This window comes from Mycobacterium sp. Soil_C_30 (assembly GCF_057656995.1).
The window spans coordinates 228792-255672 of record NZ_JBDGJH010000002.1; the positions used below are offsets into that span (position 1 = coordinate 228792).

Sequence of the window (26881 nt, forward strand, 5' to 3'; positions counted from 1 at the left end):
AGAACGTGAGCACTCAAATCGATATGGTCCCGGTCAAGCCGACCACCCCGATCGTCGGAGAGGCCGCAACGCCCAAGAAACGTGCCGGGTCCACCTGGGTGCGCCTCCTGGTCAACGACCGGGTGGCCGCCGCCGCGGCGATCGTCCTGGCGGTGGTGTTCCTCACCGCCCTGCTCGGCCCGATGCTGATGGGCGAACTGGCCACCCGCATCGACCTCGACAACTCCAACCAGGCGCCCTTCACCCTGTCCCACGGCTGGGCCAACATCCTCGGCACCGACCCGCTCGGACGCAGCATGCTGGCGCGGCTGATCGTCGCCAGCCAGACCACCCTCTCGGTGGCCATCCCGGCGGTGGTGATCAGCGCCGTGATCGGGTCGCTGATCGGCATGTGGGCCGGCTTCTACCGCGGCTGGCGGGAAACGGTGGCCATGCGCGTCGCCGATGTCATCATGAGCTTCCCCTCGCTGCTGCTGGCGGTGGTGGTGCTCTACGTGTTCTCGCCGAGTGCCGCCAACATCGTTGCGGTGCTGGCCATCACCCGCATCCCGGTGTACCTGCGCACCGCCCGGGCCGAGTCGGCGGAGCTGTCGACGCGGGTCTTCGTCGACGCCGCTCGCACCTTCGGGGCCAACGGCAACGCCATCATCGTCCGCCACGTGTTGCCGGTGGTGCTACCCACCCTGCTGACGGTCGCCACCCTGGACTTCTGCTACGTGATGCTGGCCGAGAGCTCCTTGAGCTTCCTGGGTATCGGCATCCAGCCGCCGGACGTCAGCTGGGGCCTCATGGTCGCCCAGGGCCGCACCTACCTGCACACCGCCTGGTGGCTGTCGTTCTTCCCCGGCCTGGCCATCGTCATCACCACCGTCTCGGCAACCATCCTCGCCGCCTGGGCCCGGATCGCCACCGATCCCGGGCAGCGGTGGCGGCTCACCGTCCCGCAGAAGCGTCTGTCCCGTTTCGCCAAGTCCGGAAAGGCCCTGTAGATGACCGTGTTAGCTGATCACGTGTCCGCCGAGCACGACGTCGCCGCCGACCCGGCACTCAAGGTCGACGGCCTGTGCGTGGACATCCGCACCATCACCGGCACCGTGCGCGCCGTCAACGGCGTGACGTTCGAGGCGCACCGCGGCGAGACCCTGGCGCTGCTCGGCGAATCCGGGTGCGGCAAGTCCATGACGGCCACCGCGCTGGTCGGATTGCTCGAACCCGTCGCCGAGGTGACGCAGGGTTCAGCGATCCTGGCCGAGCAGGACCTGTTCGCCGTCGACCGCAGGACCCGCCGCAAACTGGCCGGCACGGAACTGGCCATCGTGTTCCAGGACGCGCTCACCGCGCTGAACCCGCTGTACCCCGTGGGCGCCCAGTTGGCCGAGCCGTTCCAGATCCACCATGGCATGAAAGCCAAAGAGGCCAAACGCAAAGCGGTGGAACTGATGGAGCGGGTGGGCATCCCGCAGCCCGAGACCCGCGTCAACTCCTACCCGCACCAGTTCTCCGGCGGTATGCGCCAGCGTCTGCTCATCGCCATGGCGGTGGCGCTGAACCCCAGTGTGCTGATCGCCGACGAACCGACCACCGCACTCGACGTGACGGTGCAGGCGCAGATCATGGCGCTGCTGCGCGACCTGCGCACCGAGTACGACATGGCCGTCGTGCTGATCACCCACGATCTGGCGCTGGTGGCCGAGGAGGCCGACCGGGTGGCGGTGATGTATGCCGGCAACATCGTCGAAACTGGGCCGGTGGCAGAGATTTTCGCCAACCCCAAGCACCCGTACACCAAGGGCCTGCTGAACTCGGTCCCGGTCGATGCCGAACGCGGCGAGGAACTCAAGTCCATCGGGGGTGCGCCGCCGGATCTGCATTCGATTCCGAAAGGCTGTGTCTACCAGGCGCGCTGCCCGCTGGCCCGCGATCTGTGCGCCACCACCCGGCCCAGCCTGACCGCCACCGGCACCGGCCGCAAAGCCGCCTGCCACTTCCCGGAAGAGGTCGTCAATGTCTGATCAACAGCGGACGTCCAAGGTGCTCGAGGTCAAAGACCTCACCAAGACGTTCAGGGTTCCCGGTGCCAAGAACTCGTTGCGCGCGCTGGACGGCATCAATCTGGACCTGGCGCGTGGCGAGACGCTGGGACTGGTGGGGGAGTCGGGCTGCGGCAAGTCGACGCTGGCCCGGACACTGATGATGCTGGAACGCCCGGACTCCGGCTCGGTGACGTTCGACGACATCGACCCCTTCACCCTCAAAGGCAAAGAGCTGCTGTCATTCCGGCGGCGGGTCCAGATGGTGTTCCAGGATCCGTACGCCTCGCTCAACGCCCGGATGACGGCCGGCGAGATCATCGCCGAGCCGTGGCGCACCCACAAGACCCTCTATCCCGGCCGCAAGGACCGCGAGATGCGGGTGCGCGGGCTGCTCGACATGGTGGGTCTCGGCGCCAAGGCGGCAGGCAAGTACCCCCAGGAGTTCTCCGGCGGGCAGCGCCAGCGCATCGGCATCGCCCGCGCCCTGGCGCTGAATCCCGATGTCATCATCTGCGACGAGCCGGTGTCGGCACTGGATCTCTCGGTACAGGCGCAGGTGCTCAACCTGCTCAACGATCTGCAGAAGGAACTGCAGATCTCCTACATCTTCATCAGCCACGACCTGTCGGTGGTGCGCCATGTCGCCGACCGGGTGTCCGTGATGTACCTGGGCCGCATCATCGAATCCGGCGACACCGACTCGGTGTTCGACCGGGCCAACCACCCGTACACGGCGGCGCTGATGTCCGCGGCCCCCAAGCTCAACGCCGCCCAGCGCAAAGAACGGATCCTGCTGAAGGGGGAGATCCCGTCACCACTGAATCCGCCGTCGGGCTGCCGGTTCCGCACCCGGTGCTGGAAGGCCACCGACGAGTGCGCCAGCACCCGGCCACCGCTGGTGCTCGACACCGCGGGCAAGGGCCACCGTGCGGAGTGCTTCCACCCGCTGAACGTGGAGCAGAGCGCAACAGCGGTACCGGCGTGAGCGATGATGCGCGCCAATGACCACGACGGCAGCGGGTTTCGCCGTGGTGGCGGTGGCGGTGCTGTTGGCCTCGTGCCTGCAGGCATCGATCGGCTTCGGCATGGGAATGCTGGCAGCCCCCGTCGTCGCCATCGTCGACCCCGCCCTGATTCCCGGCACGTTGATCATGCTGGCCACCTTCGTCACCCTCATCGTGTCGGTGCGGGAACGCGCGGCCATCGACTTGAGCGGGACGAAGTGGGCGTTGGTCGGCCGGGTGCCGGGCACCATCGCCGGCGCGCTGCTGCTGGCCGCCCTGCCGGAGAAAGGGTTGGCCGTGATGCTGGCCGCGGTGGTGCTGCTGGGCGTCGTGCTGACCACTGCCGGGTGGGTGCCGGCACCGCGGCGTCGCAATGTCGTGCTCGCGGGCGCAACCTCCGGGCTGCTGGGGACCGCCACCTCCATCGGTGGTCCGCCGATGGCGCTGGTGTGGCAGGGCAACAGCGGTGCGCGGCTTCGCGGCACGATGAGCGGCTTCTTCCTGGTCGGTTCGTTGATGTCGTTGGCGGCGTTGTGGTTCACCGGCGCGGTGAGCTCCCACACGCTGATGACGTTCGCGGTGCTGGCGCCGGCCACGGTGGTCGGCTATGTGCTGTCGAGGTATGTGAACCGGTTCCTGGACCCGGCACGGCTCAGGTGGTTGGCCATCGGGGTGTCGGCGACAGGCGCGGTGGTGCTGATCGTCCGCCAGCTGCTGTGAGTCGGGCTTCGGAGTGGCAGGACGTGGGAGGAGATGAAAGTGTCTGAAGACGCCGCGGACGACAGTGATGTCAACGTACGCAAGGTCAAGTCGGCCGTCCGCACGGTCGAACTGCTCGAGTATCTGGCCGGCCGCCAGGACAACCCGGCCCGGATCCGCGAGATCTGCGCGGCCCTGGACATGCCGCGCAGCAGTACCCACGCGTTGCTCAGAACGCTGATGGGGCAGGGCTGGGTGCGCTGTGACGAGTCGGGCACGCAGTACGGCATCGGCATGCGGGCGCTGCTGGTGGGCACGAGTTACCTCGACAGCGACCCGTACCTCCCGTTGATCACCCCGTTCCTCGACGAACTGCGCGCCGAGCTGGACGAGACCTTCCACCTCGGGCGCCTCGACGGCACCGATGTGGTGTACCTGGCCACGCGGGAGTCGAAACAGTACCTGCGCAATGCGAACCGGGTGGGCCGCCGACTACCTGCATACACCACCGCGCTCGGCAAGGCGCTGCTCGCCGAGCGGGTGGGCGCGGACCGCGCCGCCCACATCCCGGCCGCGCTGACCTCCCTGACGCCGCACACGATCACCGATCCCGCGGTACTGCAGGAGACCCTGGAAGAGGTCCGGATCCGCGGGCACGCCACCGACAACCAGGAGAACACCGTCGGGGTGCGTTGTTTCGCGGTCACGCTGCGCTACACCCATCCGGCCCAGGATGCGATCAGCGCATCGGTGCCGTTGTCACGGCTCACGGCAGAACGGGAAGCCGAGATCGTGCAGGCCCTGCACACCGTGTGCGACAAGGTGTCCCGCGTGGTGCGGCCGGTGGCCAACGGTGACAAATGGTTTGCGTCATGACGACAAGAGATGAAGGTTCGACGATGAGTTCTGCCAAACGCACCCCGGTTGTCAGTGACATGACGGTGATCCCCATCGCGGGACACGACAGCATGCTGCTCAACCTCAGCGGCGCCCACGCGCCGTACTTCACCCGGAACCTGGTGATCCTCACCGATTCCGATGGCCGCACCGGTGTCGGTGAGGTGCCCGGCGGCGAACCGATCCGTCGCACCCTGGAGGACGCGCGAAGCCTGGTGGTGGGCAACACCGTCGGCGACTACCACGCGGTGCTGGCCGCCATGCGCACGGCCTTCGCCGACCGCGACACCGGCGGCCGCGGCGCACAGACCTTCGACCTGCGGATCGCCGTGCACGCGGTGACGGCCGTGGAATCGGCGCTGCTCGACCTGCTGGGCCAGTATCTCGAGGTGCCGGTGGCGGCGCTGCTGGGCGATGGTCAACAGCGCAGCAAGGTGCAGGCGCTGGGCTATCTGTTCTTCGTCGGCGACCGCACCAAGACCGACCTGGCCTATTTGTCGCCGGAGGATGAGCCCGACTCCGCGGATGCGTGGCTGCGGGTCCGGCACGAGGAGGCGCTCACCCCGGAAGGTGTGGTGCGGCTGGCGGAGGCGGCCTATGAGCGTTATGGGTTCGCGGATTTCAAGCTCAAAGGCGGCGTGCTGCCCGCCGCTGACGAGGCCGCGGCCGTCACCGCTCTGGCGCAGCGGTTCCCGGATGCCCGGATCACCCTGGACCCCAATGGTGGTTGGCTGCTGGCCGATGCCATTCGCACCTGCCGCGGCCTGGCCGATGTGTTGGCCTACGCCGAGGATCCGGTGGGGCCCGAAGGCGGATTCTCCGGTCGTGAGGTGATGTCGGAGTTCAAACGCGCCACCGGGTTACCCACGGCGACGAACATGATCGCCACCGACTGGCGTGAGATGGGCCATGCGATCCGCTCCGGCGCCGTCGACATCCCACTGGCCGACCCGCACTTCTGGACCATGAACGGCTCGGTTCGGGTGGCTCAGCTCTGCGACGCGTGGGGGCTGACCTGGGGATCGCACTCCAACAACCACTTCGACGTCTCGCTCGCGATGTTCACCCATGTGGCCGCGGCCGCACCGGGGGAGATCACCGCCATCGACACGCACTGGATCTGGCAGGACGGCCAGCGGATCACCAAGGAGCCCTACGACATCGTCGACGGTTACCTGACCGTGCCCGAGCGGCCGGGTCTCGGCGTCGAGCTCGACGAAGAGGCCGTGGCCGCCGCGCACGAGCTGTATCAGAAGGAAGGCCTCGGCGCCCGCGACGACGCACTGGCGATGCAGTATCTGGTGCCGGGATGGACGTTCGACAGCAAGCGTCCGGCACTCGACCGATGAAAATCGTTGTCGCCGACGTGAATCTGGTGCCGCACCGTCCCCAGCTGGAGGCGGCGTTACCGTCGTCATTCGAGGTGTGCTGGCGTATCGGCTGTAGTCCGCAGGACCTGTTCGAGGACGTACGCGACGCTGATGTCTACGTGGGTGGGTGGTTCGGTGCCGAGTTGGCCGCTGCCGCGGAGAAGCTGCGGTTGATCCACGTCGCCGGCGCCGGGACCGACAAGGTGGATTTCGCGGCGTTGGCATCGGGGGTGCTGGTGGCCAACACCTTTCATCACGAGGCGTCCATCGCGGAGTACATCGTGGCGGCGGCCGTTGTGCTGCGCCGTGACTTCCTGGCCCAGGACCGAGCCCTGCGACAGGGCCGGTGGGCGACGTCGGTGTACGACGCCGGTATCGCCCAGCCGGCCACATTGAGCGATGCGCGAGTGGGATTCGTCGGGTTCGGCCACATCGGGCAGCGTGCCTGGAAGTTGTTCCGGGCGTTCGGTGCCACCGGGGCCGCGGTGACCGGTTCGGGCCGGGTGGATGCGGGGGAGTACGGCCTGCAGTGGGCGGCTGACACCTCGTCGCTGGAGCGGCTGATGGCCGAGTCGGACATCGTGGTGGTGTCCGCGCCGTTGACGGAGGCGACCACCGGGATGATCGGGGCGCCCCAGTTGCGTGCGCTCGGGCCTGCCGGGGTGCTGATCAATGTCGGTCGTGGTCCGCTGGTGGTGGAAGCTGACCTCTACGGTGCGCTGCGTGACAACGTGATCGCCGCTGCGGCCATTGATGTCTGGTACACCTACCCGGGTCCGGACGGTCGCGGCGAGCCCAGCAGGCTGCCGTTCGCGGAGCTGCCCAACGTGTTGATGACCCCGCATTCCTCCGGCGTCACCCGGGACACCTTCCGGGGCCGGGTCGACGACATCGCCGCCAACATCGTGCGACTCGACCGCGGCGAGCCGCTGCGCAATGTGGTGAACCGCTAGTCAGAAGGAGGCTCCGACCGCCAATCGGGGCCTGCTCGAGTGATTGTGCCCGCCTGGGCGCGACAATTGAGCGACAGTAAAAGCGTTCTGCAGCTTACCTTTTGGTGAAGGTTTTTTGTCGGTGGTGGTCGGTATGGTCGGGGCATGTTCCCCCAGTTGCCGACGATGATCGACGAGTTGCGAGGTGGCAGTGCTGCCGCCCCGGTCGTCGATGCCGCGGTGAGCTGGGCTCGGGTGGCCGCCGCCGCGGAAGCACAGCGGTTGGCGGCGCTGGCCGAATGGGCAGCGGTGTTCCTGGCCGACGCCGCCGAGGACGAGGACGCCGGTTTGTGTGCCATCGACGCCGAAGACGATGTGGTGGCCCAGATGGGGATCGCGTTCGGCATCTCGGCGCGCTGGGCGTTCAACGATCTGCAGGTCGGCGCGGCGATGCGGGAACGCTTCCCCCAACTCGCCGCCCTGTTCCATCGCGGGGAGATCTCAGCGCGGGTGATGTGCACCGTGGTGGAACGCACGTTCTTGGTGGTCGACGAGGAGGCGCTGGCGGCCATTGATTCCGCGTGCGTCGAGGCTGCCACCACGTGCGGGTGGAGTGGGCTGTCGTACTACAAGTTGAAGAACGCCGTCGATGTGTGGGTCGAGCGCTTCGACCCGGATGCGGTGCGGCGGGTGCGTAACACGGTGCGCGGGCGTGGGGTCACGGTGGAGCACACCGATGACAAGGCCGGCATCACCACCCTCACGTTGCGGTTGACCAAACCCGGCGGGGCGTTGCTGATGGGCAAACTGCGTACCATGGCCAAAGCGGTGTGCCCCAATGATCCCCGCACGCTGGACCAGCGGCTCGCCGATGCCGCCGAAGCTTTGGGCGCTGATGCCGATCACCTGAAATGCCTGTGCGGCTCGGAGATCTGCCCCGCGGCCGCCGAGGACGGGGTGGCCTCGCGGTTCGTGGTGCACATCTACGCAGACGCCCCTGCGCTGGAGGGTGATCCCGATCCGCTGATCCACGGCGAAGGGGTGTTCCCCTCCGGCCCCACGAACGTGACCATCACATACCCCACCAAGGACACCAAGCCCGCGGCCGCTGCCGCCGAGACCGAGGCCGAGGCCGAGGTGGGAGAGAAGACTGTACCTGCGAACGTCGACCAGTCCGAGGCCGCCGATCCGCCCGACGAGCCGAGCCCGAACGCACAGACCGACACCGATCACGACGGTCAGGGGACCGCCGCCGAAACCGGACCCGACTCCGGCCAGCAGCCGCACTCCTCTCCGCCGCGGCACTGCGCGGCTCCTACCGCCGGCGAAACCACTCACGCAGGCGCGGCGGTAACCGAGACGGATGAGCCCGAGTCAGAGCCCGCTGCTGCGACAACGCCAGCGGCTGACGAAACCATTTCTGCCCCACCGGCTCCCAAGACTGGCACGGCGCCGGGGTTCATCCCCGGCTACGGGGTGGTGCCGAATGCGTTGATCGCGGCCCTGATCGCCGCCGGCGCCGAAGTCCGGCACATCAAGGCCCCGGCGGTCGATCCGACCGAGAGCTACCGCGTCCGCGCCGCGGACCGCGAATTCGTACAAGCCCGTGACCTGACCTGCCGGGTTCCGGGGTGCGATCGACCCATCCGCGACGCCGACCTCGATCACACCGTCCCCTGGGGCGAGGGCGGGCCCACCCATGCCTCCAACCTCAAGGGCGACTGCCGCCATCACCACCTGATCAAGACCTTCCGCGACGGCTGGTCGGAAGTCCAACAGCCAGATGGCACCGTCCTCTTCACCACGCCCACCGGCCACACCTACACCAGTATCCCGTTGAGTCGCATCCTGTTCCCGGGGGTGAACACCAGCTCGGCGCCGGTGCAGCGGGGCAGCCCGAGAAAAGAGGCGGCCGCCGACAAGTCGGTGAAGATGCCGAAACGAAAACGCAGTAAAGCCAAAGACCGCGCCTACCGCATCGCCGCAGAGCGCGCACTCAACGCTGCCCACCGCGCCAGCGGTGGCACCCCCACCCGCCGCGCGGCCGCCCCCAAAGACGACTGGGGCTACCGCCTTTTCTTCGGATACCACACCCAAAGGGCCGACCCCAACGACCCACCGCCCTTCTGAGCCAGGGTTGGCGTACTAGCGGCGGGCGTGCAGCGCCGCGTCGATGGCATCGGCGTCGAGAATCGTGTCGAGTATCAGTGCGGCGCTGCCGGCTACCGAGGACCGCTCGCCGTGCGTGGCGGGAACCACCTGCAGGGTGCGGGTGGCCAGCGCGGTCGCGTTGCCGTACAACGCTTCTCGCAGTCCGGCCACTAGGAGGTCGTACGCGCCCATCATGTCGCCTCCGATCACCACCACACCGGGGTTGAGCAGGTTGACCAGGGGGGCCACCACTTCCCCGACGTGCCTGCCGCTTTCCCGGATGAGGCGGCGCGCCTCGGCGTCACCGCGGTTGGCCAGCTCCACCACGTCACGCAGATGGCTCACGTCGTGGCCCTGCTCGCTCAAGGCGCGCACCAGCGCCCACCCGCTGGCGACGGCCTCGAGGCAGCCCGCGTCACCGCAACGACACGGTAGCCCGTCGGCGGCCGAGGTCTTGTTGTGGCCGAACTCGCCGGCCGCGCCCACCGCGCCGCGCTGTAACACACCGCCGCAGATCAGTCCGGCGCCCAGGCCGGTGGAGATCTTCAGCAACAGCAGATCATCCATACCCCGGAAATCGCCATGGCGTTCAGCCAGCGCCATCACGTTCGCATCGTTGTCCACCAGCACCGGAGCAGCGGTCAGATCTTGGAAGTACGGTGCCAGTGGCACACCGTCCCAGCCGCTCATCACAGGGGAGTCCAGACTGCACCCGCGTTGCTGGTCCACGGTGCCCGGCAGGCTCACGCCCACCCCGAGGACAGCCGAGGGCTGCCGGCCGGCGTCGGTCACCAAGGCCTCGAGTCTCTTGACCAGTTGCGGCATCAGTTCGTCGGGACCTACACCGACGTGTTCGTCGATATCGGTGACCGCCAGCATGCGGCCCGCGAGATTGCACACCGACAGGTGGGTGCGGCTGCGGCCGATCGCCGCGGCCAGGACCACACCGGCGTCCTCGTTGAACGCCAGGAGCGTAGGGGGGCGGCCGCCGGTCGACAGGCCTTCCTGCCGCTCCACCACCAGGCCGTAGTCGGTCAGTTCGGCGACGCGGGCGGCCACGGCGGTGCGGGACAGGCCGGTGATGGCGCGGATGTCGCTTCGGGTGGTGGCCACTGAGTCGCGGATCAACGCGAAGATCTCGCCGGCGCTCGCCGGCGTTCCTGGGGACCGTGATCCGGTTTTCGACCTGCGGATAGTCCGATGCTCCTTGTCGAAGTGGTGCGTGAAAGGGCGGTGACATCCATCTAAACAAGCTGAACAAATGATCAGCAAGGGTTGTAATGATCATCACTTTGTCCGCAAAAAGACCAAAGTCGATTGGATGCGCGCCGAAAGTCTCGATAGGCTCAACCACGACGAGGCGCTCTGCAATGCGGCGAGTGCCACCACGACGTCGTAGAACGGGCCGACCGGCCTGCGCTGCGACCCGCCGCACACGAAAGCTGACCGTGACTCTCACTGCCCCCCGCCCGTCGGTGACCACTGCCGTGGTCGCGCCACCGCCACCCGTGCTCCGGCTCGCGGTGTTCGCGCTGGCCCTCGGCGGTTTCGGCATCGGGACCACCGAGTTCGTGGCGATGGGACTGCTGCCGGACATCGCAACCGGGATGAACATCTCCGAACCGGTGGCAGGCCACGTCATCTCGGCCTATGCGCTCGGCGTGGTGATCGGCGCCCCAGTGATCGCCGCGCTGACCACCCGGCTCTCGCGCCGGGTTCTGCTGCTGAGCCTGATGACGGTGTTCACCCTCGGCAACCTCGCGACCGTCGTGGCGCCCAACTACGAGACGTTGGTGGCTGCCCGCTTCGTCGCCGGCCTGCCGCACGGCGCCTACTTCGGCGTGGCCGCGCTGGTGGCCGCTCGCATGCTCGGACCGTCGCGGCGTGCCAAAGCCGTCGCTCAGGTGATGACCGGCCTCACCGTGGCCACGGTCGTCGGTGTGCCGATCGCGTCCTGGCTCGGCCAGGCGCTCGGGTGGCGCAGCGCCTTCGCGCTGGTGGTGCTCATCGGTCTGGTCACTCTCGTCGCGATCTGGGCCTGGCTGCCCGAGATCGGGTCCGACCGCATAAGCAGCCCGCTCACCGAACTCGCGGCGTTGAAGCGGCCGCAGGTCCTGTTGGCCCTGGCCGTCGGAATGATCGGTTTCGGCGGCATGTTCGCCGTCTACACCTACGTCGCCACCACCATGACCGATGTCGCCGGCATGTCACGGAACCTGGTTCCGTTGGCGCTCATGGTGTTCGGTGCCGGCATGGTGGTGGGCAACATCGTCGGCGGCCGGATGGCCGACAAGTCGGTGATCCGCAGCCTGTACGTGACCATCACCTCGCTCGGAATCATGCTGGTGCTCTTTGTGCTTGCCGCGCACAACCCGTTCACTGCTTTGGTGCTGCTCTTCGGGATCGCCGCCAGCGGTGCGGCCGTGGGGCCGGCGTTGCAGACCCGGTTGATGGATGTCGCCGCCGACGCGCAGACGCTGGCCGCCGCGCTCAACCACTCGGCGCTCAACGTCGCCAACGCCGCGGGTGCCTGGATCGGTGGCCTGGTGATCGCCGCCGGCTTTGGCTATACCGCCCCGGCCGCCGCGGGCGCGATGCTGGCGGCAAGTGCTCTCGTGGTGCTCACCCTCGCGATGGTGGTGCAGCGCAAAGGAAAGGAGGTCTCCGCGTGAACCGATGCGGAAACCAGTCAAGTGTCGAACGCACCCGGGTGGAGTTGTTCCTGCCCGGTAGAAAGTTCACCCTGACCCTGCGGGGCAAGGGGTTCGAACTCCTGAAAGTCGTCCCTGCGAGGTAGTCATGGCTGTTACTGAAAATGTCGTCTATCGGACGGCACCCGAAGGTCAACCCGTCATCAGTTACCGTTCGATGCCCGGCCAGTGTGCCGGCACTGCGGAAACCCTGGCGCAAGCCCGCACGTCCTATCGCGCGGAGCTGACCGAGCTGCTGAACGTCGAACGGTATGACCTACCGCCGGTGGTCGAGCACGTCGAAGCGAAAGTCGCCGGTATCTGGGTTCGCAGCAAGGTCGGTGCGGTGCACCGCGACAGACTCACCGACCGGATGTTCCTGCAGCGTCTGCTCACCCCCGGTGAGCTCCAGGACCAGGTGCGGGCCTACCTCGGTTCGGCGGCCGGCCACGGCGTCGAAGCGGTGGTGGTGCTGGCCGAACCCGAAGACCCGGTGGCCACGGTGCTCGATCAGATGGCTCCCGGCGATGCCGTGGTGGTCACCTACCCCCATGAGCGTGACGGTCTCGGCTGGGCCGCGCTTCACGGGCCCGAATCGGCTGCGCCGGACGAACTGCCGGTCGCGCGGCTCGATGTGGGGTTACGTGACTGCCCGATCGAGACGTTCGCCGACAGCTTCGTTGCCGAACACCGCCAGAGGGCGGTCCGCCTCGATGTGACGGACCTGGCCCGAGCCTCGTAACCGTCTAGCGGCTGCGTGCGGCGTTGCGGCTGTTGCCGCCATGCTGGCTGCGGTTGCCGCTGGACCGGCTGCTGGACTGGCCGCGGCGACCGCCGGGCTGTCCGCCACGGCGAGACCCGTTGCCGGTACCACGGTTGCGAGCCGGGCGCGCCTGAGTCGGGGCCTGCGCCACCTTGGGCGCGGGCGCCTGATACGGCGCGACTTCGCCGACCAGTGTCTGCACCGACTCTGAATCAGCATGCACGTCTTGCGGTTTGACGGTGATTCCGGCCTTACGCAACAGGGCCTGGGTGTCCCTGCGCTGTTCGGGCAGCACCAGTGTCACCACATCGCCCGCGCTGCCCGCGCGTGCGGTGCGGCCCGAGCGGTGCAGGTACGCCTTGTGCTCCATCGGAGGATCGACGTGCACCACCAGTTCCACATCGTCGACGTGCACACCGCGAGCGGCGATGTCGGTGGCGACGAGCACCCTGGCTTCGCCCGAGCTGAAGGCGGCGAGGTTGCGGTCACGGGCGGGCTGAGACAGGTTGCCGTGCAGGTCAACTGATGGCACGCCCGCGTCGGTGAGCTGCTTGGCCAGCTTGCGCGCCTGATGCTTGGTGCGCATGAACAGGATTCGGCGGCCCGTGCCCGAGGCCAGCTGGTGTACCAGCTTCTTCTTGGCCTCGACGCCCGCGACGTGGAAAACGTGATGCGTCATGGCCGCCACCGGCGAGTTGGCCTCGTCGATCGAGTGCAGCACCGGTTCGTTGAGGAAGCGGTTGACCAACTTGTCCACCCCGTTGTCGAGGGTGGCGGAGAACAGCAGGCGCTGGCCGCCGGCCGGGGTGGCGGCCAGAATGCGGGTGACACCCGGCAGGAAGCCCAGGTCGGCCATGTGGTCGGCCTCGTCGATCACCGTGACTTCCACAGCGTCGAGGCTGATCTCGCGCTGGCGCATCAGATCCTCGAGGCGGCCCGGGCAGGCCACGACGATATCGACACCTGACCGCAGGGCACTGACCTGGCGGTTCTGCGACACACCACCGAAGATGGTGGTGACGGTCAGGCCGTTGGCGGCGGCCAGCGGTTCCAGCGAGGCGGTGATCTGTGTAGCGAGCTCACGGGTGGGTGCCAGCACGAGGCCCGCCGGTCGGGCCGCCCTGGTACGGGTGCCCGTGAGCCGGCTGGCCAGCGGCAGCGAGAACGCCAAAGTCTTTCCGCTACCGGTCTTTCCGCGCCCCAGGACGTCACGCCCGGCAAGGGTGTCCGGCAATGTCTTGGACTGGATCGGGAAGGGTTGCGTGATACCGCGGTTCGCGAGGACGCGGACCAGCTGATCGGATACGCCGAGGTCGGCGAAGGTCACGTCGGGGGAGTTCACAGGGGAAGTCAAGGAGTGCCTTTCGGGCATCGGTGGCGACATTGCCGGTGGGCAATGTCGTTCGCCGCGAAAGGAGCCGGTTTCAATTGCGCGAATCCACCATGGCGGTGGCGAGAAGGTCTCGGCGCGCTCGTTCAGCGACGTACTGGTGTGCGCGTGTGCGCTGCCAGCGTGTGAGGTCAGCTTACCGCACCCTGGTCTCGCGACCTGCGTCGCGATGACCGGGTGTGACCAATCCGGCAGTATTTGTCCTCGTTCTCCCACAGATCGACGGTCTGTACACACCAGAACGCCGCGAACCCGGTGACCAGAATGGCTTCGACGATCAGGACCAAACCGCCGGGCTGCAGCACCATCGCCAGCAGCAGGGCACTGGTCATGACTCCGACGATCACCAGGTAGGCCTGGGTGATGCGGCGGGGTGGGGCATCGTGTGGCTTCGGCCGCCTCGCGGAGTACCAGGCGTAGTGGGCCACCACGAGGATGATCGCGACGAACATCGCGATCGCGGCCGCGTCGTGAGCCCACGTGTAGAACACCGCCGGCCAGCGCCACAGCACGATGAGGCCGACCGCGACGAAGGCGGCCTGCGCCAGGCGGGCGAGCCAGGCCCACCAACCGGGAGGTCGCGGGGCGGGCCACCGGGTCTGCGGGGCGGGGTTCATCACCCAGACGGTCACGTAGAACGCGATCCCGACGCCGGTTGCCACCACGAGCGCAACAAGATTGTTCGGAACCGCGGCCGTTGCGTCCTCATAATCCGGAAGCCACTGCCCACACGTGGCCGGCGCACCGTCACACGGTGGTCTGGACGTCGGCACCAGAGCGACGACGAACGCCAGGAATCCCGCGGAGTTGAGAAGGACGTCCTCGGTGGCCGTGCTGCCCTGGTAGGCGATCAGGCCGAGACCGACCGCGCACAGCGCGCCGATGAAGGCAGCGTGCGAGATGGTGAAGTAGTACGCGCTGATGGAGGGCTGCCACCGGCCCGTGGACACGGTGGTGCCGACCACCGACACCGCCAGAAACGCCACCGCACCGGCCAGGCCGATGCGCAGGTACCGGTAGGTCCACACCTCGTCGCCGACGAGGCCCAAAGCACGCAACGCCGACATCCCGTGCCGTCAGCAGCAGCGGGAACCGGGGTTCGATTCCGCGGCGGCGTGCCGCATCCGCCAGTACTCACGCTCGTCGATCACCGGTTCGCCGGGATGTGTCCGGGTGCGGTGTTCGACATAGCGACGGTAGTGGTTGTCACCCATCAACGATGACCAGAACCACGTCAACCTGGAGCAATACCAACCGATCTGGCGTGCGGTTCGGTTCGCGCGTCCCATTGCTTCTGCACCTCCTTCTCGGCGTGGGTGGGAATCATGCCGGACGGAGCGAAGATCCGTGACGGTACCGGATCGTCCTCGGTGAGGGGCCGGCCACCGCCCCGGATTGCCTGGAGTGCGGCGACGACACCCGCGATGAAGACGATGACCACGAGCACGGCGAAGATGATCGACAGACTGCCCTGGATGAACGTGTTGCGGATGACGGCATCGAGTTGGCCGGCGTCCTTGGCCGCGCCGAAGGCGGTCTCACCGGAATCCCTGGCGTTGCGGTACTGGAAATGCTGGGTCCAGTAGCCCACTTTCGGGTCGCCGGAGAAGATCTTCTGCCACGACGCGGTGAGCGTCACCACCAGATCCCACAACAGCGGCGCCCCGGGGATCCACGCCCACTTGAGATAGCCCTTCTTGATCACGACGACGGTCACCAGGGTCAGTGCCATGGCGGCCAGCAGCTGATTGGCGATACCGAACAGCGGGAAGAGGGTGTTGATTCCGCCAAGGGGGTCCGTGACACCCATCAGCAGGATCGACCCCCAGGCGGCGACAACGACGACGCTGCAGATCCAGGCGCCCACCCGCCAACTGGGATTGCGCAGCTTCTTCAGCGGCCCACCCAGATTGCCGAGGCCGTCGGAGAGCATGAAACGGGCCACCCGGGTGCCGGCGTCGACGGTGGTGAGGATGAACAGTGCCTCGAACATGATCGCGAAGTGGTACCAGAACGCCTTGAGCGCCTGACCGCCGAAGACCTGATGCAGCACTTCCGATATCCCGAACGCCAGCGTCGGTGCGCCACCGGTGCGCGAGATGATCGAATTCTCACCGACACTCGCCGCAGCATCGTCGATCTCCGCAGGAGTGATGGGTGCCCCGGACAGGCCGAGCCCGTTGACGTACTCGGCGGCGGTCTGCGCCGTCGTCCCGGTCTGCGCCGCCGGCGCGTTCATCACGAAGTACAGATGCTGGTTGAGGATGCACGCGGTGATCAAGGCCATGATCGCGACGAACGACTCGGTGAGCATGCCGCCGTAGCCGATCAAGCGCATCTGGCTTTCCTTCTCCAGCAGCTTCGGGGTGGTGCCGGAGGAGATCAGCGAATGGAAACCCGACAGCGCCCCGCACGCGATCGTGATGAACAGGAACGGGAACAGCGACCCGGCGAACACCGGGCCGGTGCCGCTGGCGGCGAACGAGGAGATGGCCGGCGCCTCCATGACGGGCCTGGCCAGCACGATGCCGATGGCCAGCAGGACGATGGTGCCGACCTTCATGAACGTCGACAGATAGTCGCGCGGCGCCAGCAGCAGCCAGACCGGGAGAACCGAGGCCGCCAAACCGTAGATGATGATGCACCACGACAGCGTCACCTTCGACAGGGTGAACCACTCTGTACCCCAATCCGTTTCGGCCACCCAGCCGCCGGCCACCACCGCGAGCAGCAGCAGCGCCACCCCGATCAGCGAAACCTCCGACACCCGCCCGGGCCGCAGGAAGCGCAGATAGAGCCCCATGAAGATGGCGATCGGGATCGTCATCGCGATGGAGAACACACCCCACGGACTCTCGGAGAGCGCGTTGACCACCACCAGCGCCAGTACCGCCAGCAGGATCACCATGATGACCAGGACGCCGACGATCGCCGCGGCGCCACCGACGGCGCCCAACTCGTCGCGCGCCATCTGGCCCAACGACCGGCCGCGGCGGCGCGTCGAGATGGCCAGCACCAGGTAGTCCTGCACACAGCCGGCCACCACCGCGCCGATGATGATCCAGATGGTCCCTGGCAGATAACCCATTTGGGTGGCCAGCACGGGGCCCACCAGCGGGCCGGCGCCGGCGATCGCGGCGAAATGATGCCCGAACAACACCCGCCGGTCGGTCGGCATGTAGTCGGTGCCGTTCTCGAAGACCTCGGCCGGGGTGGCCTGCTCGTCGCGGGGCCGCACGATCTTCATCTCGATAAGCCGTGCGTAGAAACGGAATCCGATGACATAGGTGCAGATGGCCGCGATCACGAACCAGACGGCGTTGACCGTCTCACCGCGGAAGAAGGCGATCACCGCCCATGCGACCGCACCCACCAGCGCGACGATCCCGAAGATCGCTTTGTGTTTGCCCGTGATCGGCGACCTGTCGATGATCGCGACCGGCGGTGAGTCCTTGTCGGTGCGGAGATAGGTGATGTCACCGTCGTGCTGCTCTTCGGTGACGACGCGGCCCTGCGACGCTGCAGAAGATGAAGCCATATCCCTGAGTCTTCCATTGGCGCCGCGCCGATTGGGCGAAACGCGCGGGTTGATCTTCAGACCGGTCGACCTAGTCGCTGCGTTGGTACAGCGCGCGCACGGTGTCGATGGTGTCGGCCTCGGCAGGGGATTTGTCGTCGCGGTACCGCAGAACGCGGGCGAAGCGCAAGGCCATGCCGCCCGGATAGCGGGTCGAGGTTTGCACGCCGTCGAGGGCGATCTCGACCACCTGTTCGGGCCGCAGCGTGACGACGTAACCGTTGGTGGGTCCCACGGCGAGTTCGAGGAACCGCGCGGTCTGCCAGTCGAGCATCGCGTCCGTCATGCCCTTGAAGGTTTTGCCCAGCATGATGAATCCATCACCGGCCGGATCTCGGGCGCCGAGGTGGATGTTGCTCAGCTTGCCGCGGCGCCGACCCGATCCCCATTCGACGGCCAGCACCACCAGGTCCAGGGTGTGCACCGGCTTGACCTTGAGCCATCCCGCGCCACGGCGGCCCGCCTCATACGGTGCAGACGGCGACTTGGCCATCACACCTTCATGACCCGCCGCCAGGGTGGCGTCCAAGAACTGTTGCGCCGCTTGCACATCGGAAGTGATCAAGCGGTCCACCCGGAACTGTCCGGGTATCACGGAGTCCAGGGCGGCGGCGCGATCCATCGCCGGCCGGTCCATCAGATCGACGCCGTCGAGGTGCAGCAGATCGAAGAAGAACACCGACAGTGGTTGATCGGAACGTTCGGCCCGGCCGAATCTGGATGCGGTGACCTGAAATCGGTGCGGGCGCCCGTCCGGGCGCAGTGCAATGGCCTCGCCGTCGGCGATCAGAGAGCTGACCGGCAACGCAAGGGTGGCCTCGACGACTTCGGGCAGCCGGGCGGTGACGTCATCGAGGCTGCGGGTGTACACCGTCACCTGATCACCGTCGCGATGGATCTGCACCCGTGCGCCGTCCAGCTTCGCCTCGAAAAGTGCTGTGCCGCCCAGTTTGTCGATGGCCTCGGCGACTCCGGTGGCGGTCTGGGCCAGCATGGGACCGACGGGGTGGCCCACTGTGAGCCGGAATTCGGCCAGTGCCTCGCTGCTGCCGGTCAATGCCGCGGCCGCGACGGCGGGTAGCGCGCCGCCCACCATGGCCGCACGGCGTACCTCTGTCGCGGGCAGGCCGGAGGCCTTGGCCACGGCATCGGCCATGACGCCCACCAGCGCGCCCTGGCGCAGCTCGCCGCTGAGCAGCCGTCTCAGGAACGTCTGCTCCATCTCCGAGGCGGCGCCGAACAGGGCGGCCACGGCGGCGGACCGGCGCGCCTGGGAGCCCTTGCCCGCAATGGCGCCGATCTCGCTGAACGCGGCGTCCACCTCGGCCACCGTCAGGGCGGGCTCCTGCGCCGGTGGCGGCAGTGAACGCAACGCCGCCCAGCCCACTCCGATCTGGCGCTGGGGCAGCTCACCGGAGAGCCAGGACACCACGATGGCGACCTCGGATGCGCCGCAACCGCGCAACAGGTCGGCGATTCGGCTGATCTTGGCCAGTCGCGCCGAGGTGGCACCCACGTCGGCGGAGGCGGTGGCGACGTCTACGAGCAGCACCATGTCAACGTACTGAAGAGTCAACGTACTGAAAACGAGACTTCGTGCCAGCCGGTCGCGCCGTCGGGGAGCACACCAGCCTGTTCCTCGGTTTGGGTTTCGCCGGTGTTGTCCGTGGCGCGCACCGTGATGGTGTACAGCCCTTCGGTGGTGGCCTGCCAGGGGAAACTCCACAACCGCCAGGTCTCGCCCGAATAGCTGGCCCCCAGCTGAGCTGGTTGCCAGATGCCCTGGCCCGCAGGTCCGTCGATCCGGACTTCCACGTTCCGCACGCCGCGGTTCTGCGCCCACGCCACCCCGCCGAATGTGACGGCGCCCTTGGGCACCTCCTGCCCGCTGCGCGGAACATCGATGCGGGATTCGGTCTTGATGGGTCCCCGCGGCGCCCAGCCCAGCCTGGTCCAGTACGCCTCGGCCCGGTCGAAACGGGTCAGTTCGAGGTCCACCACCCATTTCGTCGCGGACACGTAGCCGTAGAGCCCCGGCACCACCAGTCGGGCCGGGTAACCGTGCCGGGCCGGCAGGGGTTCACCGTTCATGGTGATGGCCAGCAGGGCGTCGCGGTCATCGGTCAACGCCTCGACGGGGGTGCCGGCGGTGAAGCCGTCCGAGGACGTCGACAACACCATGTCGGCGTCGGCGTGGACGCCGGCGTCGCGAAGCAGGTCGCGCACCCGGTAGCCGGTCCACACGGCGTTCGAGATAAGGTCACCGCCAACGGGATTGGACACACACGCCAGCGTCACCACCTTCTCGACGAGTTCGAAACGGCTGAGATCGTCGAAGCTGAGGGTGATCTCGCGGTCCACCATGCCGTGAATCCGCAGCGCCCACTTCTCCCTGGCCAGTTGGGGAACGCTCAGCGCGGTGTCGATGCGGTAGAAGTCGTCGTTGCCGGTGACGAAGCTGGGCAGCTCGACGCCGGCTGGTTGCACCTCAGGGGGTATCGGCGGCGCGCTCACTCGGGGCCGGGGCACCGCGAACGTCGACCGGTCCTCCTCGACGGAGTGCACCCTGCGGGTGAGAATCGAGCCGACCACTCCCGAGAGCACTCCGAAGCCGAGCAGGCCGAGGGTCACCAGAGACAGTCGTCTGCCCGGGTCGACGGCGGGGGAGTCGCCAGGGTCCTGCTCCCCGTTGGTGATCCGGCCGGAGGTCAGCAGCCGCAGCACCGCGATACCGCATGCGGTGCCCACGAGTGTCGGCAGGATGTCGAGGATGTCGGTATCGGCGCGGGACAACACCGCGGCACAGCCGGCGATACCGGCCAGCCCGATGGCGATGCTGCCGACCGGTCGGCGCGGGGTCTCGGCCGAACCGGTGACCGCGGCGATCACGGCGATCACGGCCAGTACCGCCGCGCCGAGGAACAACTTGTCCGAGGTCCCGAAAGTCTGGATCGCCCATTCCTTGACCGGGCCGGGGGTCAGGTCGACGACGGTGGACCCGACCGCATTGCGGACATCCGCCGATGAACCGAACGGAATCGCCGCGAGTTGGGCCACGCCGAGAGCAACCGCGGCGGCGGCGATACCGCTCATCATCCGCGTGCCGGGCGCGGGAGCAGCCATGCCGTCAAGCTACCCGCGCCACGGGCGGTCCGGTGTCAGCGACCCGTGAAGAAACGGTGACACGCCCCGGCAACCGCGAGAACCTGACACTCAATCAGTGGGCGCAGGTAGCGGCGCCGGGTTCCCAGACGTGACACGGCAAGCTAAGTTTGTAACTCAACCACGCCAGGAAGGGTTCTTCAATGGAAATCAACGGCAAGAAGGCGATCGTCGTCGGCGGTGCCTCCGGTATGGGCCGGGCATCGGCGGAGCTGCTGGCGGCCAAGGGCGCCAGCGTGGCGATCCTGGACCGTGAGGGTTCCGACGGCAAGGACGTCGCCAGCGCCCTCGGCGGTGAGTTCCATGCCGTGGACGTGACGGATTTCGACGGAACCGAGGAAGCGCTGGCCGCTGCCGTCGACGGCCTGGGTGGCCTGCATGTGATCGTCACGACCGCCGGCGGTGGCATCGGCGAGCGGACGCTGGGCAAGGCCGGTGTGCACAGTCTGGATTCGTTCCGTAAGACCATCGACCTCAACCTCATCGCGACGTTCAACATCAGCCGTCTCGCCGCGTCGCACATGGCGAAGAACGAGCCGGAAGACGAGGAGCGCGGCGTCATCATCAACACGGCCTCGATCGCCGCGTTCGAGGGTCAGATCGGCCAGGTGGCCTACACCGCGGCGAAGGCCGGGATCGCCGGGATGTGCCTGACCATGGCCCGTGACCTGGGCTCGGTGGGGATCCGGGTGCTCGCCATCGCCCCGAGCCTGTTCGCCACCGGATTGACCAAGGGCATCCCCGATGAGTTCGCCACCGCACTGACCAAGGACGCCGCCTTCCCGAAGCGGCTGGGCCGCCCCGAGGAGTACGGCAAGTTGGTCACCGCGATCGTGGAGAACCCGATGCTCAACGGGCAGTGCCTACGCCTCGATGCGGGTCAGCGGTTCGCCCCGAAGTAAATCAGTACACTCTTTTCATGGCTATCGCTCTCACCGACGACCATCGCGAGCTCAGTGAGGTCGCGCGGGGATTCCTCACCGCACAGAAAGTCAGGGCCGCCGCGCGCGAGCTGCTCGATTCGCCCGACGAGCCCCGGCCGCTGTTCTGGAACGATCTCGCTCAGTTGGGCTGGCTCGGATTGCACGTCGACGAGGCATACGGCGGGTCCGGTTACGGTTTGCCCGAATTGGTGGTGGTGATCGAGGAGCTGGGTAGGGCGGTGGCCCCCGGCCCGTTCGTCCCGACCGTGGTGGCATCCGCTGTGGTGGACCATGCCGGTTCCGCCGACCAGAAAAGCCGTTTGCTCCCGGGGTTGACCGACGGCTCCCTGCTCGCCGGTGTGGGCTTCGGCGGTGACCTCACCCTGGACGGGGGCCGCGTCAGCGGCTCAGCCGGTGTGGTGCTCGGCGCCAGGCTAGCCGACCTGCTGGTGCTGGCCGTCGGCGACGACGTGCTGGTGCTCGACCGCGGCCGCGCCGGGATCAGCGTCGACGTTCCCGACAACCTGGATCCGACCCGGCGGTCCGGACGGGTGGTGCTCGACGACGTCGATGTCTCCGACGACGACGTCCTGGCCGGTGCGCGGGCGGCGGCTCTCGCGCGCGCCCGGGTCCTGTTCGCCGCCGAAGCCGTCGGCGGCGCAGGTGACTGCGTGGAATCGGCGGTCGAGTACGCCAAGGTGCGCCAGCAATTCGGCCGCACCATCGCCACATTCCAGGCCATCAAGCACCACTGCGCCAACATGATCGTCGCCGCGGAATCCGCGGTGGCACTGGTGTGGGATGCCGCCCGAGCCAGCTCCGAGGACGAGCAGGCGTTCCAGTTGATCGCCGCGGCAGCCGCCGCCCAGGCACTGCCCGCCTATGTGCGTAACGCCGAACTGAACATCCAGGTGCACGGCGGCATCGGATTCACCTGGGAGCACGACGCGCACCTGCATCTGCGGCGGGCGTTGGTGCTGCGCGCCGTGCTGGGCGGTGACGGGCCCGCGGCTGATGTGTTCGCGTTGACCGCCGTGGGTGTCACCCGGGCCAACAGCCTCGACCTGCCCGCCGAGGCCGAGGAACTGCGTGCCCAGATCCGCTCCGACGCCGCCGAGATCGCCAAGCTGGCCGACCAGGACCAGCTGGACAAGCTGATCGAGACCGGTTATGTGATGCCGCACTGGCCCAGGCCATGGGGGCGGGCCGCAGACGCCGTCGCTCAGTTGGTCATCGAAGAGGAGTTCGCCGCCGCGGGCATCAAACGACCCGACTACTCCATCACCGGCTGGGTGATCCTCACCCTTGTCCAGCACGGAACGCCCTCGCAGATCGAACGTTTCGTTGCTCGCGCGTTGCGTAAAGAAGAGATCTGGTGCCAGCTGTTCTCCGAGCCGGACGCCGGGTCGGACGCCGCGGGCATCAAGACCCGCGCCACCCGCGTCGACGGCGGCTGGAAGATCAACGGGCAGAAGGTGTGGACCAGCGGTGCGCACTACTGCCGGCGTGGATTGGCCACGGTACGAACCGATTTCGATGTTCCCAAGCATGCCGGTATCACCACGGTGATCATCGATATGAAAGCGCCGGGGGTCGAGATCCGGCCGTTGCGGATGATCAGCGGTGGCTCGGAGTTCAACGAGGTGTTCTTCAACGACGTGTTCGTTCCCGACGAGGACGTGGTGGGGGAGCCGAACACCGGGTGGACGGTGGCCCGCGCGACCCTGGGCAACGAGCGCGTGAGCATCGGCGGCGGGTCCGGCGTCAGCGAGATCGCGGCCGCCGCGTTGGTGCCGCTGGCCGACAAACACGCAGACCGGGTGGCAGGCGTGCGGATCCGGGTGGGCAACTACCTGGCCGACGATCACGCGATGCGGTTGCTCAATCTGCGCCGGGCGGTGCGCAGCATCGAAGGCGCCGGGCCGGGGCCCGAAGGCAACATCACCAAACTCAAACTCGCCGAGCACATGGGCGAGCACGCCGCGATCTCGTCGGCGCTTCTCGGGGCCGATGCCGCGCTGATGGACGGCTCGGCGGCGATGGTGAACCTGATGACCCTGGGGGCACGAGGTATGGCGATCGCCGGCGGCACCTCGGAAGTGTCCCGCAATCAGATTGCGGAACGGATCCTCGGGATGCCGCGCGATCCGCTGATCAAGTAGGTGCGTCCGGATCCCGACGACGAACGGCCCGGCAAAGCGGCCCAGGTGGCTCGCCAGATCGAGGCGGACGTCATCCGCCGCGGCTGGCCGGTCGGCGAATCGCTGGGCTCCGAGCACGCGCTGCAACAGCAGTACGGGGTCAGTCGATCGGTGTTGCGCGAAGCCGTCCGGCTGGTCGAGCACCATCAAGTGGCCCGGATGCGGCGAGGCCCGGGCGGCGGGCTGATCGTGGTGGCCCCGGACGCCGCACCGGCCACGCGCGCGGTGGTGATCTATCTCGAGTATCTCGGCGTGACGATCGACGAACTACTCGATGCCCGGCTGGTGCTCGAGCCGCTGGCCGCCGAGTTGGCCGCGCGGCAGATCGACGAGGCCGGCATAGCGCGGCTGCGTTCGGTGGTCGAGGAGTTTCACCCCGTGCTGGGTGAGTTGACCGGCAACCCCGTGCTCGCGTTGTTCATCGACGTACTGATTCGTCTGACCGCGCGGTACGCGGTCGAATCGCAAGCGCCGCAGGAAAAGATCGCATCGGCCGTCGAGCGGTTGACCGCCGACCACGCCCGGATCGTGGAGGCGGTGGCAGCCGGTGACGCCGCCGCGGCACAAACCCTGACCGGCAAGCACGTGGCGGGGGTGGCGGCCTGGTTGCGCCGCCACCACGTGCCTGGGCGCGGGACCGACGATGCGCCGGTGACCGTCGGCGCGCAGGAGAAGCTGGCCGAAGTGGTGGCCTCGGCCATCCATGACGACATCGCCGCCAGAGGGTGGCCGACAGCGACATTGTTCGGCACTGAAACCGAGCTGCTCGAACGCTATCGGGTCAGCAGATCTGTTCTGCGCGAAGCTGTTCGGATACTCGAATACCATTCTGTCGCGCGCATGCGCCGCGGGCCGGGTGGAGGGTTGTTCATCACCGAGCCCGTACACCGCGCCAGCGTCGATGCCGTGGCCTTGTACCTGGAATACCGCAAACCCAGCCGCGGGGACCTGAGCCTGGTCCGCGATGCCATCGAGATCAGCAACGTCGCGCGGCTGGTTCAGCGTCGCCACGACCCCGATGTCGTCCGCTTCCTCACCGAGCAGCCCCCGGTCGTCGACCACCACGATCCCAGGGAAGCCGGGCTCGCGGAGTTCTACTTCCACACCGACCTCGCCGAGCGGGCCGGAAATCGGGTCCTGAACCTGTACCTGCGTATTCTCGTCGAGCTCTTCCGCAGGCACTGGGGTTCCACCATGAATCCCATGCCGGGAGCCGAGGACGCCGCCGAGGTGCACCGGGCGCACGCCCGCATCATCGAGGCCATCACCGACGGCGACACCAGCATCGCCCGGCACCGGTGCCGACGTCACCTCGAAGCGCTGTCCTCCTGGTGGTGGTAGCTACGCTGGTGCGATGACCACAGTTGCCGATCACGTCATCTCAGCGTTGCAGAGCAGCGGGGTGCGCCGGGTGTACGGACTGCCCGGTGACAGTCTCAACGGGCTGACCGACGCGATCCGGCGTGCACCCGAAGTCACCTGGGAGCACGTCCGTCACGAGGAAGCGGCCGCCTTCGCCGCGGCCGCCGATGCCGCGGTGACCGGCCGGCTCGCGGTGTGCGCGGGCAGCTGTGGCCCTGGCAACCTGCATCTGATCAACGGCCTGTTCGATGCGCAACGCAGCCGTGTTCCCGTCCTGGCGCTGGCTGCCCACATCCCGCGGACCGAGATCGGATCCGAGTACTTCCAGGAGACGCATCCGCAGGAGTTGTTCAAGGAGTGCAGCGTCTACTGCGAACTGGTCAGCACCCCGGAGATGCTGCCCCGCATCCTGTCCATGGCCATGCGGGCCGCCGTCGAGGAGAACGGGGTGGCTGTCGTCGTCGTCCCCGGGGAGGTGTTCAACGCCAAGGCGGACATCTCGCCGTGGGCCGCGCCGGTGTTGCCCACCAGTTCGGTGGTGCGACCCGATGACGACGCACTGGCCCGCGCTGCCTCGATCCTCAACTGCGCCAACAACATCACCATTCTGGGCGGAGCGGGCGTCGCGGGTGCGCACGAGGCGCTGCTGCAGCTGTGCGCCACGTTGCAGGCACCCGTGGTGCATGCGCTCAGGGGTAAGGAGTACATCGAGTACGACAACCCCTACGACGTCGGGATGACGGGGCTGCTCGGCTTCGCGTCCGGCTACAAGGCGATCAAAGAAGCCGATGTCCTGCTGATGCTGGGCACCGACTTTCCGTATCAACAGTTCTATCCCGACAACGCCACCGTCATCCAGGTCGACATCCGGGGCCGCAACATCGGCCGCCGAACTCCCGTCGACCTCGCCCTGGTGGGCACGGTGGCCGACACACTGGCCGCGTTGGCGCCTCTGCTCACCCGGAAAACCGACGACACCCATCTGCAGCGTTGCCTTGCGCACTACCGCAGAACCCGCAAGTCGTTGGACGCGTTGGCGGTCAACGATCGGGACAAGACGCCGATCCGGCCGGAATACCTTGCCGCCCTGACCAGTCAGCTGGCCAGTGACGACGCGATCTTCACCGTCGACGTGGGTTCCCCGGTGGTCTGGGCGGCGCGTTATCTGCAGATGAACGGCAGGCGGCGACTGCTCGGTTCCTTCAATCACGGCACCATGGCGTGCGCGCTGCCGCTGGCCATCGGCGCCCAGACCACCGACCGCGGCCGCCAGGTGGTGGCGTTCGCCGGTGACGGCGGGCTGACGATGCTCTTCGGTGAGCTGATCACCCTGATGCAGAACAAGCTGCCGGTCAAGCTGGTGGTGTTCAACAACTCGTCGCTGAACTTCGTCGAGTTGGAGATGAAGGCAGCGGGCATCGTGAACTTCGGCACCGAGCTGGAGAACCCGAACTTCGCGGCCGTCGCGCAGGCCATGGGAATGTTCGGTCGCCGCGTCGAACGCCCCGGCGACCTCGACGCAGCGTTGCGCGACGCGTTCGCCCACCCCGGTCCTGCGGTGATCGATGTGGTCACCGCCCGCCAGGAACTGTCCATCCCCCCCGCGATCACCGTCGAGCAGGCAAAGGGGTTCTCCCTGTACGCCATTCGCACCATCCTCGCCGGCCGCGCGGACGAGCTGCTCGACCTCGTGAGCACCAACGTCGCGCGACGACTGCTCGACTGAC

At 67.6% G+C, this 26881-nt stretch carries 21 protein-coding genes; 14 read left to right on the plus strand and 7 right to left on the minus strand.

Annotated features, from left to right (window positions below; translation table 11 throughout):
- The first annotated feature begins 5 nt into the window (after positions 1–5).
- The 8 genes from AC3A6P_RS04035 (at position 6) to AC3A6P_RS04070 (ending at position 9065) form a co-directional block, all read left to right on the plus strand.
- Entirely contained in the window at positions 6–989 is a 984-nt protein-coding gene (locus AC3A6P_RS04035) for an ABC transporter permease (protein ID WP_487688684.1), read from the plus strand.
- On the plus strand, positions 990–2012 hold the full coding sequence (locus tag AC3A6P_RS04040) for an ABC transporter ATP-binding protein (protein WP_487688687.1): 1023 nt from the start codon (positions 990–992) through the stop codon (positions 2010–2012). It abuts the gene before it with no gap.
- Positions 2005–3018 carry an ABC transporter ATP-binding protein gene (locus tag AC3A6P_RS04045; protein ID WP_487688689.1) on the plus strand — a complete coding sequence of 338 codons (1014 nt, stop codon included), beginning with the start codon at positions 2005–2007 and terminating at the stop codon, positions 3016–3018. Before AC3A6P_RS04040 ends, AC3A6P_RS04045 begins: the two co-directional genes overlap by 8 nt.
- Positions 3019–3034: 16 nt before the next feature.
- Entirely contained in the window at positions 3035–3757 is a 723-nt protein-coding gene (locus tag AC3A6P_RS04050; RefSeq protein ID WP_487688692.1) for a sulfite exporter TauE/SafE family protein, read from the plus strand.
- Between the two features lie 39 nt (positions 3758–3796).
- Positions 3797–4612 (plus strand): IclR family transcriptional regulator, encoded by an 816-nt coding sequence (locus tag AC3A6P_RS04055; RefSeq protein ID WP_487688695.1) that lies wholly within the window; start codon positions 3797–3799, stop codon positions 4610–4612.
- A 23-nt stretch (positions 4613–4635) separates the two neighbouring features.
- A complete protein-coding gene (gene gudD / locus AC3A6P_RS04060) occupies positions 4636–5982 on the plus strand; it encodes a glucarate dehydratase (protein WP_487688698.1) in 1347 nt (448 codons plus the stop codon).
- Entirely contained in the window at positions 5979–6956 is a 978-nt protein-coding gene (locus AC3A6P_RS04065) for a 2-hydroxyacid dehydrogenase (RefSeq protein WP_487688700.1), read from the plus strand. Before gudD ends, AC3A6P_RS04065 begins: the two co-directional genes overlap by 4 nt.
- Before the next feature lie 144 nt (positions 6957–7100).
- Positions 7101–9065 carry an HNH endonuclease signature motif containing protein gene (locus AC3A6P_RS04070; RefSeq protein ID WP_487688703.1) on the plus strand — a complete coding sequence of 655 codons (1965 nt, stop codon included), beginning with the start codon at positions 7101–7103 and terminating at the stop codon, positions 9063–9065.
- Between the two features lie 15 nt (positions 9066–9080).
- On the opposite strand, the gene AC3A6P_RS04075 is transcribed toward AC3A6P_RS04070, so the two are convergent.
- Complete coding sequence (locus AC3A6P_RS04075) at positions 9081–10199, minus strand: ROK family protein (protein ID WP_487688705.1); 1119 nt, start codon at positions 10197–10199, stop codon at positions 9081–9083.
- 335 nt (positions 10200–10534) lie between these two features.
- Here AC3A6P_RS04075 and AC3A6P_RS04080 point away from each other — a divergent pair, with 335 nt between their 5' ends.
- Together AC3A6P_RS04080 and AC3A6P_RS04085 are read left to right on the plus strand one after the other, a co-directional pair.
- A complete protein-coding gene (locus tag AC3A6P_RS04080; protein ID WP_487688707.1) occupies positions 10535–11758 on the plus strand; it encodes an MFS transporter in 1224 nt (407 codons plus the stop codon).
- Between the two features lie 127 nt (positions 11759–11885).
- Positions 11886–12518: a hypothetical protein gene (locus tag AC3A6P_RS04085; protein WP_487688709.1), complete on the plus strand. Its 633-nt coding sequence runs from the start codon at positions 11886–11888 to the stop codon at positions 12516–12518.
- A gap of 4 nt (positions 12519–12522) precedes the next feature.
- On the opposite strand, the gene AC3A6P_RS04090 is transcribed toward AC3A6P_RS04085, so the two are convergent.
- The 6 genes from AC3A6P_RS04090 to AC3A6P_RS04115 all read right to left on the minus strand — a co-directional run bounded on the left by AC3A6P_RS04090 (position 12523) and on the right by AC3A6P_RS04115 (position 20629).
- Positions 12523–13923 carry a DEAD/DEAH box helicase gene (locus AC3A6P_RS04090; protein WP_487688712.1) on the minus strand — a complete coding sequence of 467 codons (1401 nt, stop codon included), beginning with the start codon at positions 13921–13923 and terminating at the stop codon, positions 12523–12525.
- A gap of 137 nt (positions 13924–14060) precedes the next feature.
- The gene (locus tag AC3A6P_RS04095; protein WP_487688715.1) at positions 14061–14987 is read right to left on the minus strand and encodes a hypothetical protein; all 927 of its coding nucleotides are present in this window, start codon (positions 14985–14987) and stop codon (positions 14061–14063) included.
- Positions 14988–15005: 18 nt separating this feature from the next.
- Positions 15006–15218: a YbdD/YjiX family protein gene (locus tag AC3A6P_RS04100; RefSeq protein WP_487688718.1), complete on the minus strand. Its 213-nt coding sequence runs from the start codon at positions 15216–15218 to the stop codon at positions 15006–15008.
- Positions 15164–17467: a carbon starvation CstA family protein gene (locus AC3A6P_RS04105; RefSeq protein ID WP_487688721.1), complete on the minus strand. Its 2304-nt coding sequence runs from the start codon at positions 17465–17467 to the stop codon at positions 15164–15166. The genes AC3A6P_RS04100 and AC3A6P_RS04105 overlap by 55 nt, the downstream gene beginning before the upstream one ends.
- A 70-nt stretch (positions 17468–17537) precedes the next feature.
- A complete protein-coding gene (locus tag AC3A6P_RS04110; protein ID WP_487689376.1) occupies positions 17538–19058 on the minus strand; it encodes an ATP-dependent DNA ligase in 1521 nt (506 codons plus the stop codon).
- A gap of 20 nt (positions 19059–19078) precedes the next feature.
- Positions 19079–20629 (minus strand): molybdopterin-dependent oxidoreductase, encoded by a 1551-nt coding sequence (locus tag AC3A6P_RS04115; RefSeq protein WP_487688723.1) that lies wholly within the window; start codon positions 20627–20629, stop codon positions 19079–19081.
- Positions 20630–20811: 182 nt separating this feature from the next.
- Here AC3A6P_RS04115 and AC3A6P_RS04120 point away from each other — a divergent pair, with 182 nt between their 5' ends.
- From AC3A6P_RS04120 to poxB, 4 genes are read left to right on the plus strand one after another with little or no spacing between them, the layout of a single operon-like run.
- Complete coding sequence (locus tag AC3A6P_RS04120) at positions 20812–21570, plus strand: SDR family NAD(P)-dependent oxidoreductase (protein ID WP_487688726.1); 759 nt, start codon at positions 20812–20814, stop codon at positions 21568–21570.
- Positions 21571–21587: 17 nt separating this feature from the next.
- Positions 21588–23753: an acyl-CoA dehydrogenase family protein gene (locus AC3A6P_RS04125; RefSeq protein ID WP_487688729.1), complete on the plus strand. Its 2166-nt coding sequence runs from the start codon at positions 21588–21590 to the stop codon at positions 23751–23753.
- On the plus strand, positions 23754–25133 hold the full coding sequence (locus AC3A6P_RS04130; protein WP_487688731.1) for a FadR/GntR family transcriptional regulator: 1380 nt from the start codon (positions 23754–23756) through the stop codon (positions 25131–25133).
- A 13-nt stretch (positions 25134–25146) separates the two neighbouring features.
- Entirely contained in the window at positions 25147–26880 is a 1734-nt protein-coding gene (gene poxB, locus AC3A6P_RS04135; RefSeq protein WP_487688733.1) for a ubiquinone-dependent pyruvate dehydrogenase, read from the plus strand.
- The last annotated feature ends 1 nt before the right edge of the window (position 26881 follow it).